The 20,924-nt window shown below is 44.9% G+C and carries 19 protein-coding genes; 3 read left to right on the top strand and 16 right to left on the bottom strand.

Going from position 1 to position 20,924, the window contains the following annotated elements:
- Window position 1 precedes the first annotated feature (1 nt).
- Genes mnmA through PGR14_RS13700 form a run of 4 tightly spaced genes read right to left on the bottom strand, consistent with a single transcriptional unit; the run spans window position 2 to window position 3,204 of the window.
- Complete coding sequence (mnmA, locus tag PGR14_RS13715) at window positions 2-1,081, bottom strand: tRNA 2-thiouridine(34) synthase MnmA (protein ID WP_055296687.1); 1,080 nt, start codon at window positions 1,079-1,081, stop codon at window positions 2-4.
- A gap of 23 nt (window positions 1,082-1,104) precedes the next feature.
- Entirely contained in the window at window positions 1,105-1,548 is a 444-nt protein-coding gene (gene nifU, locus PGR14_RS13710; RefSeq protein ID WP_008372281.1) for a Fe-S cluster assembly scaffold protein NifU, read from the bottom strand.
- Window positions 1,549-1,583: 35 nt separating this feature from the next.
- A complete protein-coding gene (nifS, locus tag PGR14_RS13705) occupies window positions 1,584-2,768 on the bottom strand; it encodes a cysteine desulfurase NifS (protein WP_022220116.1) in 1,185 nt (394 codons plus the stop codon).
- Window positions 2,761-3,204, bottom strand: a complete 444-nt coding sequence (locus tag PGR14_RS13700) for an RrF2 family transcriptional regulator (RefSeq protein ID WP_055260503.1) — start codon at window positions 3,202-3,204, stop codon at window positions 2,761-2,763. Before PGR14_RS13700 ends, nifS begins: the two co-directional genes overlap by 8 nt.
- Window positions 3,205-3,341: 137 nt before the next feature.
- Between PGR14_RS13700 and PGR14_RS13695 the strand changes: the two genes are divergently transcribed.
- On the top strand, window positions 3,342-4,649 hold the full coding sequence (locus PGR14_RS13695) for an oligosaccharide flippase family protein (RefSeq protein ID WP_055260502.1): 1,308 nt from the start codon (window positions 3,342-3,344) through the stop codon (window positions 4,647-4,649).
- A 96-nt stretch (window positions 4,650-4,745) separates the two neighbouring features.
- On the opposite strand, the gene PGR14_RS13690 is transcribed toward PGR14_RS13695, so the two are convergent.
- The 12 genes from PGR14_RS13690 to PGR14_RS13635 all read right to left on the bottom strand — a co-directional run bounded on the left by PGR14_RS13690 (window position 4,746) and on the right by PGR14_RS13635 (window position 19,018).
- Entirely contained in the window at window positions 4,746-5,288 is a 543-nt protein-coding gene (locus PGR14_RS13690) for a hypothetical protein (protein ID WP_070098602.1), read from the bottom strand.
- 65 nt (window positions 5,289-5,353) lie between these two features.
- Window positions 5,354-5,893, bottom strand: coding sequence for an NUDIX hydrolase (locus PGR14_RS13685; RefSeq protein ID WP_008372292.1), 540 nt, complete (start codon window positions 5,891-5,893; stop codon window positions 5,354-5,356).
- A gap of 179 nt (window positions 5,894-6,072) precedes the next feature.
- The gene (rny, locus tag PGR14_RS13680) at window positions 6,073-7,623 is read right to left on the bottom strand and encodes a ribonuclease Y (RefSeq protein WP_008372294.1); all 1,551 of its coding nucleotides are present in this window, start codon (window positions 7,621-7,623) and stop codon (window positions 6,073-6,075) included.
- 72 nt (window positions 7,624-7,695) lie between these two features.
- Window positions 7,696-8,307, bottom strand: coding sequence for a regulatory protein RecX (locus tag PGR14_RS13675; protein ID WP_055156726.1), 612 nt, complete (start codon window positions 8,305-8,307; stop codon window positions 7,696-7,698).
- 8 nt (window positions 8,308-8,315) lie between these two features.
- Entirely contained in the window at window positions 8,316-9,386 is a 1,071-nt protein-coding gene (gene recA / locus PGR14_RS13670) for a recombinase RecA (protein WP_055156721.1), read from the bottom strand.
- A gap of 393 nt (window positions 9,387-9,779) precedes the next feature.
- On the bottom strand, window positions 9,780-10,583 hold the full coding sequence (locus PGR14_RS13665; protein ID WP_055156598.1) for an MBL fold metallo-hydrolase: 804 nt from the start codon (window positions 10,581-10,583) through the stop codon (window positions 9,780-9,782).
- A 6-nt stretch (window positions 10,584-10,589) separates the two neighbouring features.
- Window positions 10,590-11,261, bottom strand: coding sequence for an acyltransferase (locus PGR14_RS13660; RefSeq protein ID WP_008372303.1), 672 nt, complete (start codon window positions 11,259-11,261; stop codon window positions 10,590-10,592).
- The gene (locus PGR14_RS13655) at window positions 11,258-13,309 is read right to left on the bottom strand and encodes a DNA topoisomerase (protein ID WP_055260501.1); all 2,052 of its coding nucleotides are present in this window, start codon (window positions 13,307-13,309) and stop codon (window positions 11,258-11,260) included. The genes PGR14_RS13660 and PGR14_RS13655 overlap by 4 nt, the downstream gene beginning before the upstream one ends.
- 115 nt (window positions 13,310-13,424) lie before the next feature.
- Window positions 13,425-15,530, bottom strand: a complete 2,106-nt coding sequence (ppk1, locus tag PGR14_RS13650) for a polyphosphate kinase 1 (protein WP_055248284.1) — start codon at window positions 15,528-15,530, stop codon at window positions 13,425-13,427.
- Window positions 15,531-15,630: 100 nt separating this feature from the next.
- Window positions 15,631-16,716, bottom strand: a complete 1,086-nt coding sequence (gene asd / locus PGR14_RS13645; protein WP_270223585.1) for an aspartate-semialdehyde dehydrogenase — start codon at window positions 16,714-16,716, stop codon at window positions 15,631-15,633.
- 183 nt (window positions 16,717-16,899) lie between these two features.
- The gene (gene argH, locus PGR14_RS13640; RefSeq protein WP_008372312.1) at window positions 16,900-18,279 is read right to left on the bottom strand and encodes an argininosuccinate lyase; all 1,380 of its coding nucleotides are present in this window, start codon (window positions 18,277-18,279) and stop codon (window positions 16,900-16,902) included.
- 76 nt (window positions 18,280-18,355) lie between these two features.
- Complete coding sequence (locus PGR14_RS13635; RefSeq protein WP_055260570.1) at window positions 18,356-19,018, bottom strand: epoxyqueuosine reductase QueH; 663 nt, start codon at window positions 19,016-19,018, stop codon at window positions 18,356-18,358.
- A 188-nt stretch (window positions 19,019-19,206) separates the two neighbouring features.
- Between PGR14_RS13635 and PGR14_RS13630 the strand changes: the two genes are divergently transcribed.
- Both PGR14_RS13630 and PGR14_RS13625 read left to right on the top strand, forming a co-directional pair.
- Window positions 19,207-19,974 (top strand): ABC transporter ATP-binding protein, encoded by a 768-nt coding sequence (locus PGR14_RS13630; protein ID WP_270223584.1) that lies wholly within the window; start codon window positions 19,207-19,209, stop codon window positions 19,972-19,974.
- Window positions 19,967-20,773 (top strand): ABC transporter permease, encoded by an 807-nt coding sequence (locus PGR14_RS13625; protein ID WP_055260500.1) that lies wholly within the window; start codon window positions 19,967-19,969, stop codon window positions 20,771-20,773. The genes PGR14_RS13630 and PGR14_RS13625 overlap by 8 nt, the downstream gene beginning before the upstream one ends.
- The last annotated feature ends 151 nt before the right edge of the window (window positions 20,774-20,924 follow it).

Genomic DNA, 20,924 nt, shown 5'->3' with positions numbered 1-20,924 from the left:
GCTATCCCAGAATTGTTCCGCCTCCAAGTACATAATCTCCATCATACAGTACCAGTGCCTGCCCCGGTGTAACCGCTCTCTGCGGTGTCTCAAAGATGCACTCTATCTCATCTTCTCCCGTTTTGCGGACTGTGCACCAGTCCCCTTTATGGTTGTATCTGATTTTGGCAAATACGCGCATCTCACCTTCCAGATCCTCTACTGTCATAAAGTTCAGCTTATTTGCACGGACCCGCGTCGTCATCAGATCTTCATTCGTCCCTATCACAACTTCATTCGTATCCGGACGGATCTCAAGCACGAATGCCTGATACCCAAGAGAAAGTCCAAGTCCTTTTCTCTGTCCGATCGTATAGTGGATGATTCCTTTATGCCGTCCCAGGATCTTTCCGTCCGGTGTTACAAAATTACCTTCCGGGATTTTCTGGTCACTTTCTTCTTCAATAAAAGATGCATAATCGTCATCGGATACAAAACAGATATCCTGACTGTCCGGTTTGTTCGCAATCAGCAATCCGATCTCTTTTGCGATCTCGCGGATCTGGTCTTTTTCGTATTCACCGACAGGCATCAGCGTTCTTCTCAGCTGATCCTGGGTAAGATTATAAAGCGCATAGGTCTGGTCTTTTGACCAGGTTGCCGAATGCCGGATCGCATAGCGTCCGTTCGGCAACTGTTCTACTCTCGCATAGTGACCTGTTGCAATATAGTCTGCTCCGATCTCCATGCTCCGTGTAAGAAGAGATTCCCATTTTACATAACGGTTACACGCAATGCACGGATTTGGTGTCCGGCCATGCAAATATTCATCCACAAAATAATCGATTACCTTCTCCTGAAAATCCTTCTTGAAATTCATCACATAATACGGAATCCCGATCTGTGCCGCAACTTTTCTGGCATCATCTACCGCGCTGAGTCCACAGCATCCGCCGTTTTCTTCCTGTATTTTCGATTCTTCGTCCTGCCAGATCTGCATCGTCACACCGATCACATCATATCCCTGTTCTTTCAGAAGATATGCCGCTACCGATGAGTCGACACCACCTGACATTCCGACTACCACTTTCTTTTTTGCCATTCTCTTTTCTCCTGCAGAAAATTCTAATACTCTTCCTCTTCTGCTTCTTCACCTTCACTGATATCGTTCTTCGGCTTCTGGAGTCCTTCGATCTTGATCCCGTGCTTCTCTGCATAATCCCACAGCGCTGCATGGATTGCCTCCTCTGCCAGTAAAGAACAGTGTACCTTAACCGGCGGCAGTCCGTCAAGTGCTTCCATAACGGCTTTGTTTGTTACCTGCATTGCTTCTGAAATATGTTTTCCCTTTACAAGTTCTGTTGCCATACTGCTTGTTGCAACAGCCGCGCCACATCCGAATGTCTTAAATTTTACATCATTAATAATTCCGTTATCATCAATATCAAGGTAGATTCTCATGATATCACCACATTTGGCGTTACCAACAGTACCCACTCCGCTTGCGTTCTCGATTTCTCCCATATTACGTGGATGCTGAAAATGATCCATTACTTTCTCTGTATACATTGTAAATTCCTCCTAAAGCTGTATTTTCTATCGAATTATTTATTCTGTTTTTTTGCAAAATCTTCATAAAGCGGTGACATTCCGCGTAAATCGCTTACGATTGTCTTAAGCTGATCTACTACATAATCAATGTCTTCTTTTGTGATCTCTTCATTCAGAGTCAGGCGCAGAGATCCATGCGCAATCTCGTGCGGCAGTCCGATTGCAAGAAGTACATGGGATGGATCAAGAGATCCGGATGTACATGCAGATCCACTGGATCCGCAAATTCCTGCCATATCAAGACGGATCAGCATAGATTCGCCCTCAATGAAACGGAAGCAGAAGTTTGCGTTATTTGGCAGACGGTCTGTCGGATGTCCGTTCAGCTTGGTGTACGGGATTTCTTCCATCACACGTTTAATCAGATAATCTCTCATCTCGCGCTCTTTTGCTGTACGTTCTTCCATCGTAGCGATAGCACGTTTTGTTGCTGTACCGATTCCAACAATACCCGGAACATTTTCTGTACCTGCACGACGTTTTCTTTCCTGTGCCCCACCATGAACGAAGGAACGGATTTTCACGCCTTTTCTGATATAGAGGAATCCGATTCCTTTTGGTCCGTTCAGCTTGTGTCCGCTGGCACTTAACATATCAATATGACATTCATCTACATTGATCGGGACCTGTCCGAAAGCCTGTACGGCGTCTGTGTGGAACAGGATACCATGTTTGTGGGCGATCTCACCGATCTCTTTGATCGGTTCAATTGTTCCGATCTCGTTGTTTGCATACATTACAGAGATCAGGATGGTATCCGGGCGGATTGCTGCTTCCACATCTGCCGGATTTACTTTTCCGTATTCATCCACATCAAGATAAGTCACTTCAAACCCACGCTCTTCCAAATAAGCTGCTGTATGCAGGATCGCATGATGTTCGATCTTGGTTGTGATAATATGTTTTCCTTTATTCTGATAAGCCTCAGCGGTTGCTTTGAGTGCCCAGTTGTCAGACTCTGATCCGCCGGCTGTAAAATAAATTTCGTTGCTCTTTGCACCGAGTGCGTTTGCGATTCTTTCTCTCTGTTCTGCCACAACATCTTTGTTATGGGATGCGAAGCTGTAGATCGCAGAAGGATTGCCATACTGCTCTGTAAAATATGGCAGCATTGCTTCCAGAACTTCTGGTGCAGTTTTTGTTGTTGCTGCGTTATCCAAATAAATTAATTTACTCATCTTTTTGTCCTTCTTTCTTTATTTCTTTATTCATTTCCACAAGGGTATTTATCATAATACTGTCTACCGTCTGTGCCATGCTTTCATTGACTTTCTTCCAGACATATTTCGTGATACAGCTGCCCTGGATCTCGCAGCTGTCTTCCGAATGAAGTGCTGCACAAGTCGCAGGTTCCAGGTCTCCTTCAAGTGCTCTGAGTACATCACCAACAGAAACTTCCGCCGCATCCTTTGCCAGCCGATATCCTCCTCCCGCTCCACGGATACTCTTGACGAGACCTGCCTTTTTCAGCTTCGCCATGAGCTGTTCCAGATATCGTTCCGATATCTCCTGCCTGGCTGATATACTGCTGATGGAAACCGGTTCTTCTGCGCCATAACACGCAAGATCGATAAAGGCGCGCAAACCATAACGACCCTTCGTTGAGATCTTCAATCCATCACCTTCTCTTTATTTTTTATATCCCACTGTTTTACTAGGATTTCTTGCAAATTGAGGATATCACCTCTGTTATGTTCTGTCAAGGCTCTTTCTTGCATATATTTTAAAACAAAAATGCCTTTGGAGCTGCTATGTCACAAAAACATTTTCTCCTGAAAGGAACTTTTATCCTTACTGTAGTCGGCATTCTCACCCGTGTAATGGGATTTTTTTACCGTATTTTTCTCAGCAGATCTTTCCCTGCAGAAGAAATCGGTCTGTATCAGCTGATTTTCCCTGTCTACACACTTGCTTATGCTGCAACTTCAGCAGGGATCGAGACGGCTCTGGCGCGCCTGGTTGCCGCCTCTTCTGCAAAAAAGCAGTCTGCAAAAGCTTATTCTTACCTGAAAGCAGCACTGCTTTGTTCTCTTTTTCTTTCCATCTGCTGTCTTTTTCTGTTGCAGAAAAATGCTGTTTTCCTCACCACAGTCATACTTGGTGATCCCCGATGCGCCTCTCTCATCTTCCTGATAGCATATGCACTTCCATTTGCAGCTCTGCACAGTTGCAGCTGTGGTTACTTTCTGGGGCTCAAGCAGATCCGGCTTCCTGCCCTCTCCCAATTATTTGAACAGCTGGTCCGGATCTTTTTTGTTATCTTCCTCTATACAGCCGATGCTCATACCGCTTTTACACCATCTGTCGCAATTGCTGTCCTCGGAATTGTCGGTGGTGAAATTGCAGCCACTTTTCTTTGCATCCATAAGCTCAGAACTGCCGGGCAACCTTTCTCCCCACACCGGGAGCCGGCTCTTTCTGCTGTTCCTCCCCTGCTTTTTTCTGCCCTTCCACTGACCGCAAGCAGAGTCCTTTTGAATCTTTTTCAGAGTCTGGAAGCAATTTCTATTCCTCTTGCCCTGCAAAAGTATGGAATGAGTATCTCCGCTTCTCTTAGCACCTACGGAATTCTGACCGGAATTGCCCTTCCCTGCATTTTATTTCCATCTGCCCTCACCAATTCCATCTCCACAATGCTCCTCCCCGAAGTTGCCAGTATGCCGGATGCTCAGAAAAAGCATGCTCTTCCGCAGCTTTTACGGAAAGTTATTTTTTTCTGCCTGTTTCTTGGTTTTGCCTGCCTGCTATTTTTCTTTATCGCATCCGGCTTTATCAGCAGACGGATCTTTCATACACCAGAAGCCGGAAATTATATCTTAACACTAGCATTTATCTGTCCTTTTCTTTATAGTAACACCGCACTGATCAGTGTGTTAAATGGTCTGGATCTTGCCGGAAAAACTTTTCTGATCAATCTGTTTACCCTGGCAGTACGAATCTGTGGTGTTCTGTTTCTGATTCCGCAGTTCGGGATTCTTGGCTATCTGTGGGCACTGCTTGCAAGCCAGCTTCTTACATTTGGCTGCTGCATGTTTCTCCTGATAAAACAAGGGCGATAAAAAACGGCAGAAAGTCCTCTTTACCGAATTGTTCAGTAAGAGGGATTTCTGCCATTTTCTATCACCTGACGCTAAAATGTGGCGAACACATTCTTGCTATGTAAGAACCTTCACAAACCAGCGGACAATCTCGGGGTTTAAATATACCTCAGACAAAATTCCCGCCACGATCATCATAACAGTAAATCCTGTTTTTGTTCCATTCCATTCACTTTGCGGATAACGATAATAATACCGGATCAATAGAAGATATGCCGGTACATAAAAAATATATTGCGGGAAAATACCGGCAATACACAACAGCATTCCGCAAAGGCCCATCCTTAAAACTGCCGCCACAGACAGTATCCCGGCTGCAAAGCCTGTCCAAAGGAGGATTCCGGCTGCTGTCAGTCTGCGAAACCCCAGATTTGCCACACAGACCGCTAACGCCAGAGGCATCACTCTCCATCTGAGCAGGTACCACAGGTAATCTTCATTTATGATTTTCACCTGTGTATACTGATTTAGAAAATATTCATGGAAAATTCCAGTCATCGTAACATAATTTTTCGCAATAAAATTAGCATATAAGATACCCATTCCAAAACCGATCAGATATAGCATGGGCAGCTGATATTTCTTCCGATAAAATTCCACATTCCGGCCTCCAATAATTTCACATAGTTCATTATATGACCGGAGTTGTCAATTATGCGTTCACTTTATCTGTTATACTTTGCATCATAGGCAAGGATAGCAGCTACAGTCTTGGAATCTTCAATCTTTCCTTCAAAGATCATCTGCTTTAATTCTTCAACCGTATGTGCCTCTACATTCACAAATTCATTCTCATCCAGATGCTGATGGGTACGGATCAGGTTTCGTGCAACATAAACTTCGATTTTTTCGTTGCAAAGTGCTACAGTTGTTCGAAGCGTGATCAGCCATTCCAGATCATCACTGTGATATCCGGTCTCTTCTTCCAATTCTCTTGCTGAACAGTCTCGTCCCGGTTCATCCGCTTGGTCCAGCCCTCCTGCCGGAAGCTCCAGTGTAAAGCGGTCCAGTGCATTCCGGTACTGTCTTACCATCAGGAGTCTGCCGTCATCCATCACAGGTATCACAGCAGCAGCCCCTTTGTGGTGGATATAGTCCCACACCTCATGATTTCCATTGGAAAACTCCATATAATCTTTGTATACATCAACAATTGTTCCCTGATATACCCTTTCTCTTTTTACACGTTTGATTTCTTTTTTCATCCGTTTTCCTCTTCCTTTTCACACAACTATGAGAAACACGCTCCGTGAGTTTCTCAAGTTATCGCGGCAGTCGCCAAGTCTCGTGCAAGCGCGGACTTTGGCTCGTTGCTCGCGTAAATTAAATACAGCCATCCAAAAGACCGAATCTTTTGGACGGCTGTCGTTTTCTGATTATCGTGTTATTTAGCATAATCTGTAACACGGGATTCCCGGATTACATTTACTTTAATCTGACCTGGATATTCCAATTCATATTCAATCTGTTTTGAAATATCTCTTGCCAGCAATACCATATCATCATCAGATACTTGTTCTGGAACTACCATTACGCGAATCTCTCTACCCGCCTGAATAGCAAATGACTTCTCAACCCCTTTAAACTGGTTGGTAATATCTTCTAACTGTTTTAATCTGTTTGTGTATGTCTCCAAGGTTTCTCTTCTTGCACCTGGTCTTGCAGCCGAAATCGCATCTGCTGCCTGAACAACGCCTGCAATCAGAGACTGTGGTTCTACATCACCATGATGTGCTTCTACCGCGTTGATAATAAGCGGCGACTCTTTGTATTTTCTACAAAGGTCTACACCAATCTGAACATGTGAACCTTCTACATCGTGATCGATCGATTTACCGATGTCATGTAAAAGACCTGCACGCTTTGCGATACGGACATCCAGCCCGATCTCGCCCGCAAGCAATCCGGATAGCTGAGCAACCTCGATTGAATGCTTCAGTGCATTCTGACCGTAGCTCGTTCTGAACTTCATACGTCCAAGAAGACGAATCAGTTCTGGATGGATGCCGTGTACACCAACTTCAAGTGCTGCTGCCTCTCCTTCTTCGCGCATCATAGTCTCTACTTCTTTCTGCGCTTTTTCAACCATCTCTTCAATTCTTGCAGGATGGATTCGTCCATCTACGATCAAACGCTCCAGTGCAATTCTTGCCACTTCTCTTCGGATTGGATCAAATCCGGAAAGAACAACTGCCTCCGGAGTATCATCAATAATAAGCTCTACTCCTGTCAGTGTCTCAAGAGTACGGATATTCCGTCCCTCTCGTCCGATAATTCTACCCTTCATCTCGTCACTTGGAAGCTGAACTACCGAGATCGTAGTTTCAGCCACATGATCTGCCGCACATCTCTGGATTGCGGTGACAACATACTCTTTCGCCTTCTTGTCAGCCTCTTCCTTTGCACGTGTTTCAAGCTCTTTCACCATCTTGGCAGTGTCATGTTTCACATCTTCTTCAACAGTTTTTAATAGATAATCCTTTGCCTGTTCGGAGGTAAGTCCTGAGATTCTTTCTAGTTCCTGTACTCTTTTCTGGCTGAGTTCTTCAACTTCAGCCTCCCGCTGCTTCATCGCTGTCTCTTTTGCAGTAAATGCAGTCTCTCTCTGCTCAATTGCCGCAGATCTCTTATCCAGAGATTCTTCTTTTGAAAGTACACGCTTTTCATAACGCTGAAGTTCAGCTCTGCGTTCCTTAGTCTCTTTTTCAAGTTCATTCTTTGTCTTGATGGACTCTTCCTTTACTTCCAAAAGTGCTTCCTTCTTCTTTGTCTCTGCTGTCTTCAAAGCATCATCAATAATTTCTCTTGCTTTTACATCAGCGTTCCCAATTTTAGAATTTGCATCGTTCTTCAACTTGGAAACAGTAACAAAATAAGTAACCGGCATTACTACTATAAGCGTAACAACTACAGCAATAATTATAGGTATCAGCACAGGAGCACCTCCTTATTTAGTTTTCATTGTACAAATACAACACTTAAATTCTATACTGTTTTCACAAATATGTCAAGCATTCCAATCGCAAACTTGTATTACTTGACGGATATCTTCGTAACGAAATCCTTTCCGCACCAAATATCCATATATTTTCTGCTTTTCTTTCGGATCTGTACAGGCAAAGTCCCAGTGTTTTTTGCGAAGAAGCTCCCGGATTGCTTCCTGATCGGAATGCTCTTCATACATCTCTTCCATGATCTCTTCTGCCCGGTTCATATCCACGCCCTTCTGTCTCAGAAGGGCATAAATCTCCCGTCTGCTCTTTTTATCTTTCCTGCTGTCTATAAAGTTCCGAATGTAGGCGTCATCATTGATATATCCAAATGATTTCACATAGGCAATCGCCGCTTCGGTGATCTCCGATGGATAGCCGCCCAGCTTTAATTTATCTCTGAGTTGGGATTCAGTTCTTGCCATGTCATTCAGCAGGTGCATCGCACGAAGCTTTGCCCGCTTCAAAAGGACTTCTTTGATCTTTGCATAAGTATCCTCTGTCAATTCACACTCTTCTTTCAGGTGAAAACGGGACAGTTCGCCTTTGTAAACCACAAAGGCGAACTGCTCATCAACAGATACCCGATACTTTGTCTTTGTAACTGGCTCGATTCGGGTAATTCTCATCATATGTTTTATTCTTCCTCATCCATCACTTCTTCAGCATCTGCCGGAGCAGCCTGTGCCGGTTCTTCTGCTTCCTGCCCTTCTGCACCGATTCCGTAATGCGCACGGACTTTTTCTTCAATCTCTTCCATAATCTCCGGATGTGTTGTCAGATAAGACTTTGCATTCTCACGTCCCTGACCGATCTTTTCTCCGTTGTATGCATACCATGCACCACTCTTATTGACCAGATCAATCTTCGTCGCAAGATCCAGGATATCTCCTTCTCTGGAAATTCCTTTTCCGAACATGATATCAAATTCTGCTTCCTTGAACGGAGGTGCAATTTTATTCTTCACGATCTTCACGCGGACATGGTTACCAACCATCTCTCCGCCCTGCTTCAGAGTCTCAGTTCTGCGGACATCCATACGGACAGATGAATAGAACTTCAGTGCCCGTCCACCCGTTGTTGTCTCCGGATTACCGAACATAACGCCAACCTTCTCACGCAGCTGGTTGATAAAGATTACAACACAGTTTGATTTACTGATAACCGGTGTCAGCTTTCTGAGTGCCTGTGACATCAGTCTTGCCTGCAGACCTACATGTGTATCACCCATATCACCCTCAATCTCCTGCTTCGGAACAAGTGCTGCAACAGAATCGACTACGATAATGTCAATCGCACCGGAACGTACCATTGTCTCAGTAATCTCCAATGCCTGATCTCCGCTGTCTGGCTGTGAAATATAAAGTTCATCAATATCTACACCGATATTCTTCGCATATACCGGATCCAGTGCATGCTCTGCATCGATAAATCCCGCAATGCCGCCTCTTTTCTGTACTTCTGCGATCATATGTAATGCAACTGTCGTCTTACCACTTGATTCAGGTCCATAAATTTCAATAATACGTCCTTTCGGAACGCCGCCAACACCAAGTGCCAGATCCAGACTCAAAGAACCGGTCGGAACCGTCTCAACATGCACCTGTGCCGCCGGATCACCCAGCTTCATAACTGCTCCCTTACCAAAATCTTTCTCAAGCTTTGCAATTGCTGCGTCTAATGCTTTCTTTTTATTCTCATCATTCATTGTATTATTCGCCATCATTAATCTCCTTATCCCAGATTCTTCGCCCACGCTCTCCATCGAACGAATGTTTGTTCTGGTTCTATATTAGTACATATGTTCTGGTTTGTCAACTACATTTTTAAATCAGATCCACACGTCTCACCTTCCCCGGAGAAGAAACCGAACCCCTCCCGAAAACCTTTCTCGCCCAGATCCTCAAAGCTTCTGACTCCCCCATCATACCACATCTCCCCCTTCCCCCACAACCAGAACACTTCTTCTCGGAAGCCATTGCTGACATAATTTTCGCATTCGGAGACTCATCGGAATGCCCTGCACAACTAAATCTGTCCGGTTTATTTTATTAAAAGCGCGTCCGTCTTCTATTTTCCCGCAGACCGCCCGTCCTGCAATCTAAAGCTCAAACACCTCAAGATCATCCGGTACAAACAACTTCCCGTGATAGTACTCCCGTCCTTCCCGCGTATAAAGCTCTTTCCTCTCCTTAAGATGCATCTCTTCCGTATGATACAAGATCAGATGCGGAATCTGAAGCTCCTCGGCAAGCTGACATGCTTCTTTCACAGTACTGTGGTGTTTTTCATAAGGCTTGAACTTATCTGCTTCTCCATACAGGCAGAACGCCTCATGGGTCAGCCAGTCGCTGCCTTTCACAAATTCATAATCTTTCTCATTGTACGGTTCGTCACCGCAGCAGGTAAACTTCACTCCGTTCGGAAGCAGCATCGTAAACCCGAACTGCTTTGCCTTCGTGGAAAAAATATCGAAAAAAGTGACCGGACAGCCAAGGATTTCCTTTGTCTCTCCGTGATGCACCGGCACAAAAAGAATCCGGTCATCAAAATATTTCGTCACCTTTTTCTGGATTGTAAGCTCTGCGATCATGCGGATTGATCTTGCCAGCTCTTCATGGCAGTAGATCCGCAGATTCCCCTCATATTTTCCCTGGCCGATCTTCTTCTGCCCGATCATCCGTATCAGCCAGATCACGCCCAGAAGATGATCGATATGTTCATGGGTAATAAAAATATCGTGAATGTCTTCCAGCTGGATCCCGGTGTCTTTTAACACCTTTAAAATACGGTTTCCGCCGCCGGTATCCACCAGAAAATGCCTGTTTCCATCCGAGAGGGCAAAACATGTATTATAGCATTCCGTTACTGTTGCATTTCCCGTTCCAAGTATTGTAAGCTTCATCCGACATTACTCCTGTCTCATTTCAACTACTTCACCTGCACATTTGTAAATACTTCCTCCCGGCACAAATCCTCTCACCGAAGAAAGTGGATAAATATTGGTATGCGGTCCTACTACACTTCCCGGGTTCAGAATGGTTCCACATCCAACTTCTACATGGTCACCCAGCATCGCGCCGAACTTTTTCATACCGGTCTCGATATTTCCTTCCGGCGTCTTTACAACCACCAGTTTTTTATCGGATTTCACATTAGATGTGATAGAACCTGCTCCCATATGTGACTTGTATCCAAGGATTGAATCCCCCACATAATTATAATGTGGAACCTGTACTTTATTGAAGAGGACCACATTTTTCAGCTCGGTAGAATTTCCGACAACTGCCCCTTCTCCTACGATCGCATTTCCACGGATAAACGCACAGTGTCTTACCTCTGCGTCCTTTCCGATGATCGCCGGACCGCCGATAAATGCAGTCGGTGCAACCTTTGCGGATCTGGCAACCCACACATTTTCTCCACGTTTTTCATACTCTTCTTCCGGAAGAGACGCACCCAGTTCCAGGATAAAACTGCTGATTTTCGGAAGTACTTCCCACGGGTAGGTCACTCCTTCAAACAAATCCTTTGCGATCGTCTCTTCCAGCGTATACATTTCTTTAACCGTCATTTCTTTCATTCTTTCTTTCCTTTCGATGCTCTGCCTTTGGTTTCTTTTTTATAAAATGCTGCTGCCCTGTCATAGCAGCTTCTTAACTGATACTGGTTATTCAGTCCCAGTACTCCGTTGGTTCTGCTGACAATAAAATGATCCAGTTTTGTCATATATTCATCCGATGTAATTTCTCCCTCTGCCACATAGTTAAGCCCCTTTTCCCAGCTTGCCGTCAGCTCCGGATTCAGAAGTGAACGGATAGAATTCAACACCACATCATAGATCATTTCTCCAAGAAGCGTCGGTGTGATCACCTGCGTCTTTTTATTCAATGCCAGATATTTGATATTGAAGAGCTTTTTCAGGATCTCCGCCCTGGTCGCACTGGTTCCGATCCCGCTTCCTTTGATCTGCGCACGAAGTTCCTCATCCTCGATCAGCTGACCTGCATTTTCCATCGCAAGGATCATGGAACCGGAATTGTATCTCTTCGGCGGTGAAGTTTCTCCCTCTTTGATATCCAGTGATTTCACATCCAGGATATCACCTTTTTTTAACTTCTGGATGGATGCAAAAAATGCGACATCCAGATCCACATTGTTATCACTTCCATCTCCTTCCGCGTCATTTCCATTTGCATTTTTCTTTGGTGCAGGGACCCCTGCCACCTTCAGATATCCTTCTTCCGCAAGTACACGGAAGTTGGAGAAAAACTGTTCTTTTCCGATCTGTGTTACCAACGCCACTTTCTGATAAACTGCCGGAGGATAGAAGATACTCAGAAACCTCCGGACGATCACATCATACACATGATGAGCTGTTGCAGATACCGAATTCAATGCTGAAAGTCCCTGTCCTGTCGGGATGATCGCATAATGATCCGTGATCTGCTTGTCATTGACATAACGCGTCTTTGCCAGATTTTTATATGCTCCGTAATGCAGAATATCCTGCATATATGGTGCAGCCATCTGGTATTTACTCAGCCCGTTCAGGTTCTTTGTGATCTCCTTTGATACTGCCGTCGAAAGCACTCTGGCGTCTGTTCTCGGATAGGTGACAAGCTTCTTCTCGTAAAGTTCCTGCACAATGCGGAGCGTTTCATCCGGACTGATCTTGAACCGTTTGGAGCATTCGTTCTGAAGTTCTGCAAGGTTAAACAGAAGTGGCGGATTCTTTTTCTCTTTTTTCTTTTCGATGGATACAATCCGGCAGGTAAGAGGGGATGTTCCCTCTTTCAAAACAGCTATCAGCTTTTTGGCCTCCTCTTTCTCTTTAAATCCATTCTCTTTGTAGAGCTTTGGAGACTCAAAATAAGCCGAACCTTTCACTGCACGCCACTCACCGGTAAAAGTATGTCCGTCTACATTTACCGATTCGATCACACGATAGAACGGCGTTTTAACAAATTCACGGATCTCCCGTTCCCGCCTTACGACCATTCCAAGGACACAGGTCATCACACGTCCGACAGATACAACCGTGTATTTATTCCCAAGATAATTTGAAATGCTGTTTCCATATTTGAGTGTCAGAAGTCTGGAAAAATTGATTCCCATCAGATAATCTTCCTTCGCACGGAGATAAGCCGAAGCTGACAGATTATCGTATTCTGACAGATCCTTCGCCTCACGGATTCCTCTGAGGATCTCTTCCTCCGTCTGGGAATCGATCCACACACGCCGGCGTTCTTTCCCTTTTACGCCTGCCATCTGTTCCACCAGACGGTAAATGTATTCCCCTTCTCTTCCCGAGTCGGTACAGACATAAATCCGGTCTACGTCCTTCCTGGTCAGTATTCCTTTTACGATCTCAAACTGCTTCTTTACTCCCGGTATCACCTCATAGAGAAATTCCTGCGGAATGAATGGCAGTGTCTGCAAAGACCATCTCTTATACTTTTCATCATATACTTCCGGATAACTCATCGTGACAAGATGACCAACACACCAGGTTACGATCGCCTCATCTGATTCCAGATATCCGTCTTTTCTTTTCAAATTCAAATGCAGTGCCTTGGCAAATTCCTGTGCCACACTCGGCTTTTCTGCAATATATACCGATTTACCCATATAATAATTTTGTACTCCTGTATTTTCACGCTATAGCAACTCTCACAGCGTTTAAAAAGTGAAGCTGATACCAGCTCCACTTTTTTATCATATCATATTCAGAACATAAAACAAATTATTTTCTTCGAAAAATCTTCCGGATTTTATCAACGAAGCTTTGTTTTGTCCGTCCTTCCGGATGTCTGACGGTGATTGCTTCACGCATAAAATATTCCTGGGAATTGACTTTTGAAGTTCCTTTTTCTTTCATGTAGTATTTGCCGTCACTCTTTAATTCCCGCGCTTTTACATTGTCCGCAAGCATGATCTTCAGCATATGTGTCAGCTGTTTCCTGATAGTTTCATCGTAAACCGGACATGCCACTTCCACGCGTTTTTCCGTATTACGCGTCATCATATCTGCGGAACCGATATAGATTTTCTGATCCGCTCCGGTTCCAAAAAGGAAAATACGCGGATGCTCAAGATAACGTCCGACAATACTGGTCACACGGAGATTCTCTGTGTACCCTTTGACTCCCGGAAGAATACAGCAGATCCCACGGACGATCAGATCCACCTTCACCCCTGCATTCGATGCCTCGGAAACCTTCTGGATAAAATCTACATCTGTCACAGAATTCATCTTCATGATGATCCGTCCGTTCGTTCCCTTTTTGATCTCCTCGTCCATCAGTGAAAGCACCTTTGGTTTCAGACTGGTCGGTGAAACAATAATGTGCTGATAGCTTCCATTGAGATTGCCAATGGACATATTCTTGAAGAAGACGGCTGCATCCTCTCCGATTCCCTTATCCGCTGTGATCAGCGACACATCCGTATACATCGTCGCTGTCTTTTCATTGTAGTTTCCGGTTCCCACCTGCGTAATGTACTCGATATTGTTGCGGTTCCGGTAAGTGATCAGACAGATCTTGGAATGCACCTTATAACCTTCAAATCCATAAATCACACGGCATCCTGCTTCTTCCAGACGTTCGGACCAGTCAATATTGTTCTGTTCATCGAATCTGGCTCTCAGCTCGATCAAAACCGTAACCTCTTTGCCGTTCTCGGCCGCTGCACATAAGTACTCTACCAGCCGTGCCTTCTTTGCCAGACGGTAGATTGTGATCCTGATCGTAAGAACGGTCGGATCATAAGCCGCTTCCTTGATCATACGCAGAAACGGATCCATACTCTCATACGGATAAGAAAGAAGTATATCTTTTTTCTTTACCTGCGGAATCACTTTTCCATCCGTCAGATAGCGGGACGGCTGCGGAGTAAACGGTTCGTCGATCAGAGAACGTTTCAGCGATGCCGGAACCTTATCCATAATCGAAAAAATATAATCCAGCTTCATCGGCATCTTGGTCCGGTAGATCTGTGCCGGTGTGATCTTAAATTTGTCACAGAAATACTTTTCCAGTTCCTTATCCAGCGGCTCCGCTGTCTCCATGCGGACTACTGCCATTCTGCGACGCTTGTGAAGGGTTTCCTGCATCAGCAGGCGGAAATCATCATTGATCTCCAGTGCCTCATCGTCCGGCGACACATCTGCATTCCTTGTCACGCAGATATAATTCTTGTTCGATACCTCGTATTTGTCGAACACCACATCCAGATATTCCATGATCACCTTTTCCATACGGATATAACGGATATCATGGCCCGGAAGATATAAAATATCTGACACAAACTGTGGAACCGGTACGATTCCAATCATGGAAGTTCCATTCTGCTTCAGACTTGCGATCACATACAGTTCCTTATTGAGCAGATGTGGGAATGGATGATTGGCATCCACGATCTGTGGAGACAGGATCGGTAGGATCTGGTCTTTGAAGTACTTTTTCACATACTTCTTTTCCTGCTGCTCCAGCTCTTTTATCGATAGTCCACAGACACCGTATGGATTCAGCAGCTTCTTGATTTCCGAGTAAGTCTTGTCCCGCTCTTTATACAATGGTGCTACAGCCGCAAAGATTGCATCCAGCTGCTCTTTCGGATTCATCCCCGAACGGCTGTCGATCGTGCTGTTATCCGTAAGCGACATATCATACAGGCTTCCTACGCGGATCATAAAAAATTCATCCAGGTTGCTTGTAAAAATGGATACAAACTTCATTCTTTCAAGAAGGGGTACTGAAGAATCCTTTGCTTCCTCCAGTACCCTCTGATTGAACTTCAGCCAGGACAGTTCTCTGTTCTGTGTATAGTTCTGCATTTCTTTTTTCATATTAGCCCACCTTCACTCTTCCTTTACACTGGTATAATTTCATTCTACCACTGAATCAGAAGAAAGAAAAGTTAACTTCTTTTAAACTTTCCTGCAAAAGCTATTTCTTTGTGATAAAACCTTTTGCAGTCAGTGTCTCAGCACAGAGAACAGCTCCTCCTGCCGCACCGCGGACTGTATTGTGAGAAAGTCCGATAAATTTATAATCGTAAAGGGAATCTTCTCTGAGTCGTCCGATAGAAATTCCCATTCCGTTCTCATAATCTACATCCAGTTTCACCTGCGGACGGTTGTCTTCTGTCATATAGCGGATGAACTGCTTCGGTGCACTCGGAAGCTCTGCTTCCTGCGGGAAGCCTTTGAAACTTTCCAGTTTTTCGATCAGCTGCTCTTTGGTTGGTTTCTTTTCAAAATTGATAAATACGGCAGCGGTATGTCCGTTAAGAACCGGTACACGTACACACTGGCATGTGATCTTCGGAGAATCTGCTTTTACGATCTGTCCATTTTCAACTCTGCCGAGAACACGAAGCGGTTCCTGCTCGCTCTTTTTTTCTTCTCCACCAATGAATGGAATGATATTTTCTACCATTTCCGGCCAGTCTTTAAAGGTCTTTCCTGCACCTGAAATTGCCTGGTAGGTTGTAACAACCAGTTCTTTCGGTCCGAATTCTTTCCATGCTGCAAGGCAAGGCGCATAGCTCTGGATCGAACAGTTTGGTTTTACTGCGATAAATCCTCTTGTAGTTCCAAGACGCTTTTTCTGGTCTTCGATGACTGCAAAATGTTCCGGGTTTACTTCCGGGATTACCATCGGTACATCCGGTGTCCATCTGTGGGCACTGTTATTAGATACAACCGGTGTCTCTGTCTTTGCGTATGCTTCCTCGATCGCACGAATCTCATCTTTTGACATATCAACTGCACTGAATACAAAGTCAACTGTCTTTGCAACTTCTTCTACTTCGTTGACATTATGTACAACGATCTTCTTGACTGCTTCCGGCATCGGAGTGTCCATTTTCCAGCGGTCTCCGACTGCTTCTTCATATGTCTTTCCTGCGGAACGCGGGCTTGCAGCAAGTGTTACTACCTCAAACCACGGATGATTTTCCAACAGAGAGATAAATCTCTGTCCTACCATTCCTGTTGCACCAAGAATACCTACTCTTAATTTCTGATCCATTTTTATGTCCTCATTTCCTGTTTTGTCTTTTTAATGCGTACATTTGTACGCGTGATTTGTATATCATAGCGCATTTTCCGACATTTTTCAACCCTGACAATTGAAAAACTATGTCTACTTATTAACGCTCATGTTACTGTTCCCAGTACCTGTGACCAGCAATGCTCATTTTCCTTATAACGATTAGCACTCTTCCAGATACGCTTCGTGAAGCGCGATCACCTTTTTCATAGCTTCCGGTCCAGGTGCACCGATCGTATTTCTCTTATTGACACAGGTCTCCATGCTGATCGCATCATAAATATCTTCTTCAAATACCGGAGAGATCTCCTTATATTCTTCCAGTGACATATCATCTAACGCAATCTTCTTATCGATGCAATAAAGTACCAGCTTTCCTACGATTCCATGTGCATCACGGAACGGTACCCCGTGATTTACCAGATAGTCAGCTGCATCTGTTGCATTGGTAAATCCGTGTCTGCAGCTTTCCAGCATACGTTCTTTGTTGAACTTCATGGTTGCGAGCATTCCGGTAAATAAAGCCAGGCATCCTTTCACGGTATCGATGGCATCAAATACCAGCTCTTTGTCCTCCTGCATATCTTTATTGTAAGCAAGCGGAATTCCTTTCATTGTAGTCAGGATCGAAGTCAGTGCACCGTATACACGTCCTGTCTTTCCACGAACAAGTTCCGCAATATCCGGATTCTTCTTCTGTGGCATGATACTGCTTCCGGTGCTGTAGCTGTCATCGATATCGACAAACTGGTATTCATTGGAATTCCAGATGATCACTTCTTCTGAGAAGCGGCTTAAATGCATCATAATCGTAGATAGAGCACTCATCAGCTCGATCAGATAATCACGGTCCGATACCGAATCCATACTGTTCAGTGTCGGTCCGTCAAATCCGAGAAGCTCTGCGGTGTATGCTCTGTCCAGATCATAAGTAGTTCCTGCAAGTGCTCCGGATCCAAGCGGACAGGTATTCATTCTTTTGTAAATATCTTTCAGACGCATATGGTCTCTTTTGAACATTTCAAAATAAGCACCCATATGGTGTGCCAGTGTGATCGGCTGCGCTTTCTGCAGATGGGTAAATCCAGGCATGATCGTCTCGGTGTTGTCCTTCATGATCGCAAGAAGTTCGCGGAGCATATCCACAACCAGTCCCTGCAGTGCGGTGATCTCACTTCTTGTATAAAGCTTCATATCCAGTGCAACCTGGTCATTACGGCTTCTTCCGGTATGCAGCTTCTTTCCTGCATCCCCGATCCGGTCGATCAGATTTGCCTCTACAAAACTGTGGATATCTTCGTATTCCTCTGTAATCTCAAGCTTTCCGCTCTCTACATCCCTGCGGATGCTTTCCAGTCCGTCCAGAATCTGCTGCTTCTCATCGTCTGTCAGGATCCCCTGCTTTGCAAGCATCATAACATGCGCCTTGCTGCCCTGGATATCCTGCTCATAAAATCGTTTATCAAATGAAATGGACGCATTGAAATTATAAACCAGTTTGTCGGTTTCTTTCGTAAAACGTCCTCCCCATAACTGTGCCATAGCTTTCCCTCTTTTCTTCAACGTAATTCTGTGCTTTAGTGTACCATAGAATGTCGGATTCTGTAAAGTTCCCCTCTTAACTTTTCACAGAACTTTCCTCTTCCTCCCGAAGTTTCTTTTCCCGTTCTCTCTGATTTTTGGAATAAATACAGCCACAATAGTCCTGGCGGTAAAGTCCGTAAATCTTTGACAGCTCGGTTGAACGCTTATATCCATTTCTCTTTTTAAAATCTGAAACCAGATAAGCCACTCCATATTCCCCGGCAAGCCGCTCACCAATCTCATTCAGCTTCTGTGCATTTTTCAGCGGACTGATGGAAAGGGTTGTGGTGAAATAATCATATCTGCCTTCTTTTGCAAATCTCGCAGCTTCCCGGAGTCTGAGCTCATAACACCTGAAGCACCGCTCTCCACCTTCCGGAATCATCTCCAGTCCCTTCGCCATCTCGTAAAATTTTTCACTGTCATAATTTCCCGCCTGAAAATGGATCGTATGTTTCGCCGGAAGCTCACGGATCAGCTTCTTCTGTTCGTGGATCCGTTTTTCAAATTCGGATTCCGGAAAAATATTCGGATTGTAATAAAAGACCGTAATCTCAAAATATTCCGACAGATATTCCAGCACATAACTGCTGCATGGTGCACAACAGCTGTGAAGGAACAGACGTGGAACCTTCTTTTCCGATACGATCTGTTCTATCTTTTTATCCAGTTCTTTCTGGTAATTCTTTTTCTGCATCTGTTCATCTCTCCTCATATTGCAGATTTGTTTCTTATTATAGTGCAGCTGTTCTCTTCGCACAATATCTTTTCTGCTCTGTTTTTCTTTTTCCGCTCCATTCCAGCCAGATGCACACACGCTTTTTTTTATTTCTCATAAACTGTAAGTAAAAGACTTATGATCGTTTCTGTATCTGGAGGATTATCATGCAATATGAACTGGAACTGAAAAACGTTCATTATGCTTACCATACACTGGAAGGAGAAACCTACGCCCTGAAAGACATCACCTTTTCGGTCCGCGAAGGGGAATTTATTGCTCTGGTCGGTCCCTCCGGGTGCGGAAAATCTACACTGCTCCACCTGATTGCGGGTCTTCTCACCCCGGAAAAAGGTCTCATCAAAATAAACGGCAGCTATCATCCGGACAATACTTCCGGCATCGGATATATGCTGCAAAAGGATGAACTTCTTGAGTGGCGTACCATCTATCAGAACGTTCTTCTCGGTCTCGAGATTCAGCATGCACTGACTGCCCGTTCCCGCGCACTGGCAAGAGCCCTTCTTACACAATACGGCCTGAATGCCTTTGCAAATGCAAAACCATCCGAACTTTCCGGGGGAATGCGCCAGAGAGCCGCGCTGATCCGCACGCTGGTCCTGAAGCCGGATATCATGCTTTTGGATGAACCCTTTTCTGCCTTGGATTATCAGACCCGGTTAAATGTCAGTGATGATATCGGGCAGATTATCAAAAAAGAGAAAAAAACAGCGATCCTTGTCACCCATGACCTTGCCGAAGCGGTCAGTCTTGCTGACCGGATCCTTGTTCTCACAAGCCGTCCGGCAACCATTGGGCAGACGGTCAATGTTTCCTTTTCTGATCCGGGACTTTCCCCGCTTGCCCGCCGCAATGCCCCGGAATTTAAGACTTATTTCAATCTGATCTGGAAGGAGCTGAACCCGGATGAATGAACTTTCAAAAAACCAGCTGCATTACCTGAATATGCACCGCAGACATAAACGGATCGTTGCCGTTTCCAGAGTCTCCATCCTGCTTGCCTTTCTCTTCCTCTGGGAATTTTCGGCAAATACAGGACTCATCGACTCCTTCATCTTCAGCAGCCCCTCCCGGATTGCCCTGTGTTTTCTGGAAATGACCGGTGACGGCAGTATTTTCCGTCATATCGGAGTGACTCTTTACGAAACCCTGGTCAGTTTTATCCTGGTAATCTTCTTCAGCCTTTTTGTCACCGTCCTTCTCTGGCTCTTTCGGAAGCTTTCGGAAATCCTGGAGCCTTATCTGGTCGTCCTGAACAGTCTGCCAAAATCTGCGCTTGCTCCGCTTCTCATTGTCTGGCTCGGCGCAAACCGCACAACAATTATCATTGCCGGAATGTCTGTTGCAATCTTCGGGAGCATACTGAACCTCTATTCCGAATTTTCCGAAGTAGACCCAGATAAAATCATGCTCATCTACACTCTTCACGGAAACCGGCTCCATGCCCTCTCCAAGGTAGTGATCCCAAGCTGCATTCCGGCGATCATCAGCACCATGAAGGTCAATATCGGGCTCTGTCTGGTGGGCGTGATCATCGGAGAATTTATCGGCGGCAGGGAAGGACTTGGCTATATGATCATCTACGGCAGTCAGGTCTTCAAGCTCGACTGGCTGCTGATGAGCATCTGCATCCTCTGCGTGATCGCCATGCTGCTCTATGCTCTGATCGGACTGATCGAGAAGTGGTATCTTTGCCGGTGTAAGATTTCCTGATATTTATCAGAAACTTCACAGGGAAAGTCTCTTCTTTCTCCCTCGCTTTTTCAAAAAGGAACCATACTTTTCAGATCATTTCTGGTATGCTCCCCGTCAAGAGGACAATAAAAAATAATAAATTTTTGTGGGGATGTGAAAAAACTCGATT

It is taken from the genome of Coprococcus sp. AF99-45, assembly GCF_027663865.1.
In the GTDB taxonomy this organism is placed as follows: Bacteria; Bacillota; Clostridia; order Lachnospirales; family Lachnospiraceae; genus Allocoprococcus; species Allocoprococcus comes.
Note: the sequence above shows the minus strand (reverse complement) of the source record. Positions and strands in the feature narration are given on the sequence as shown.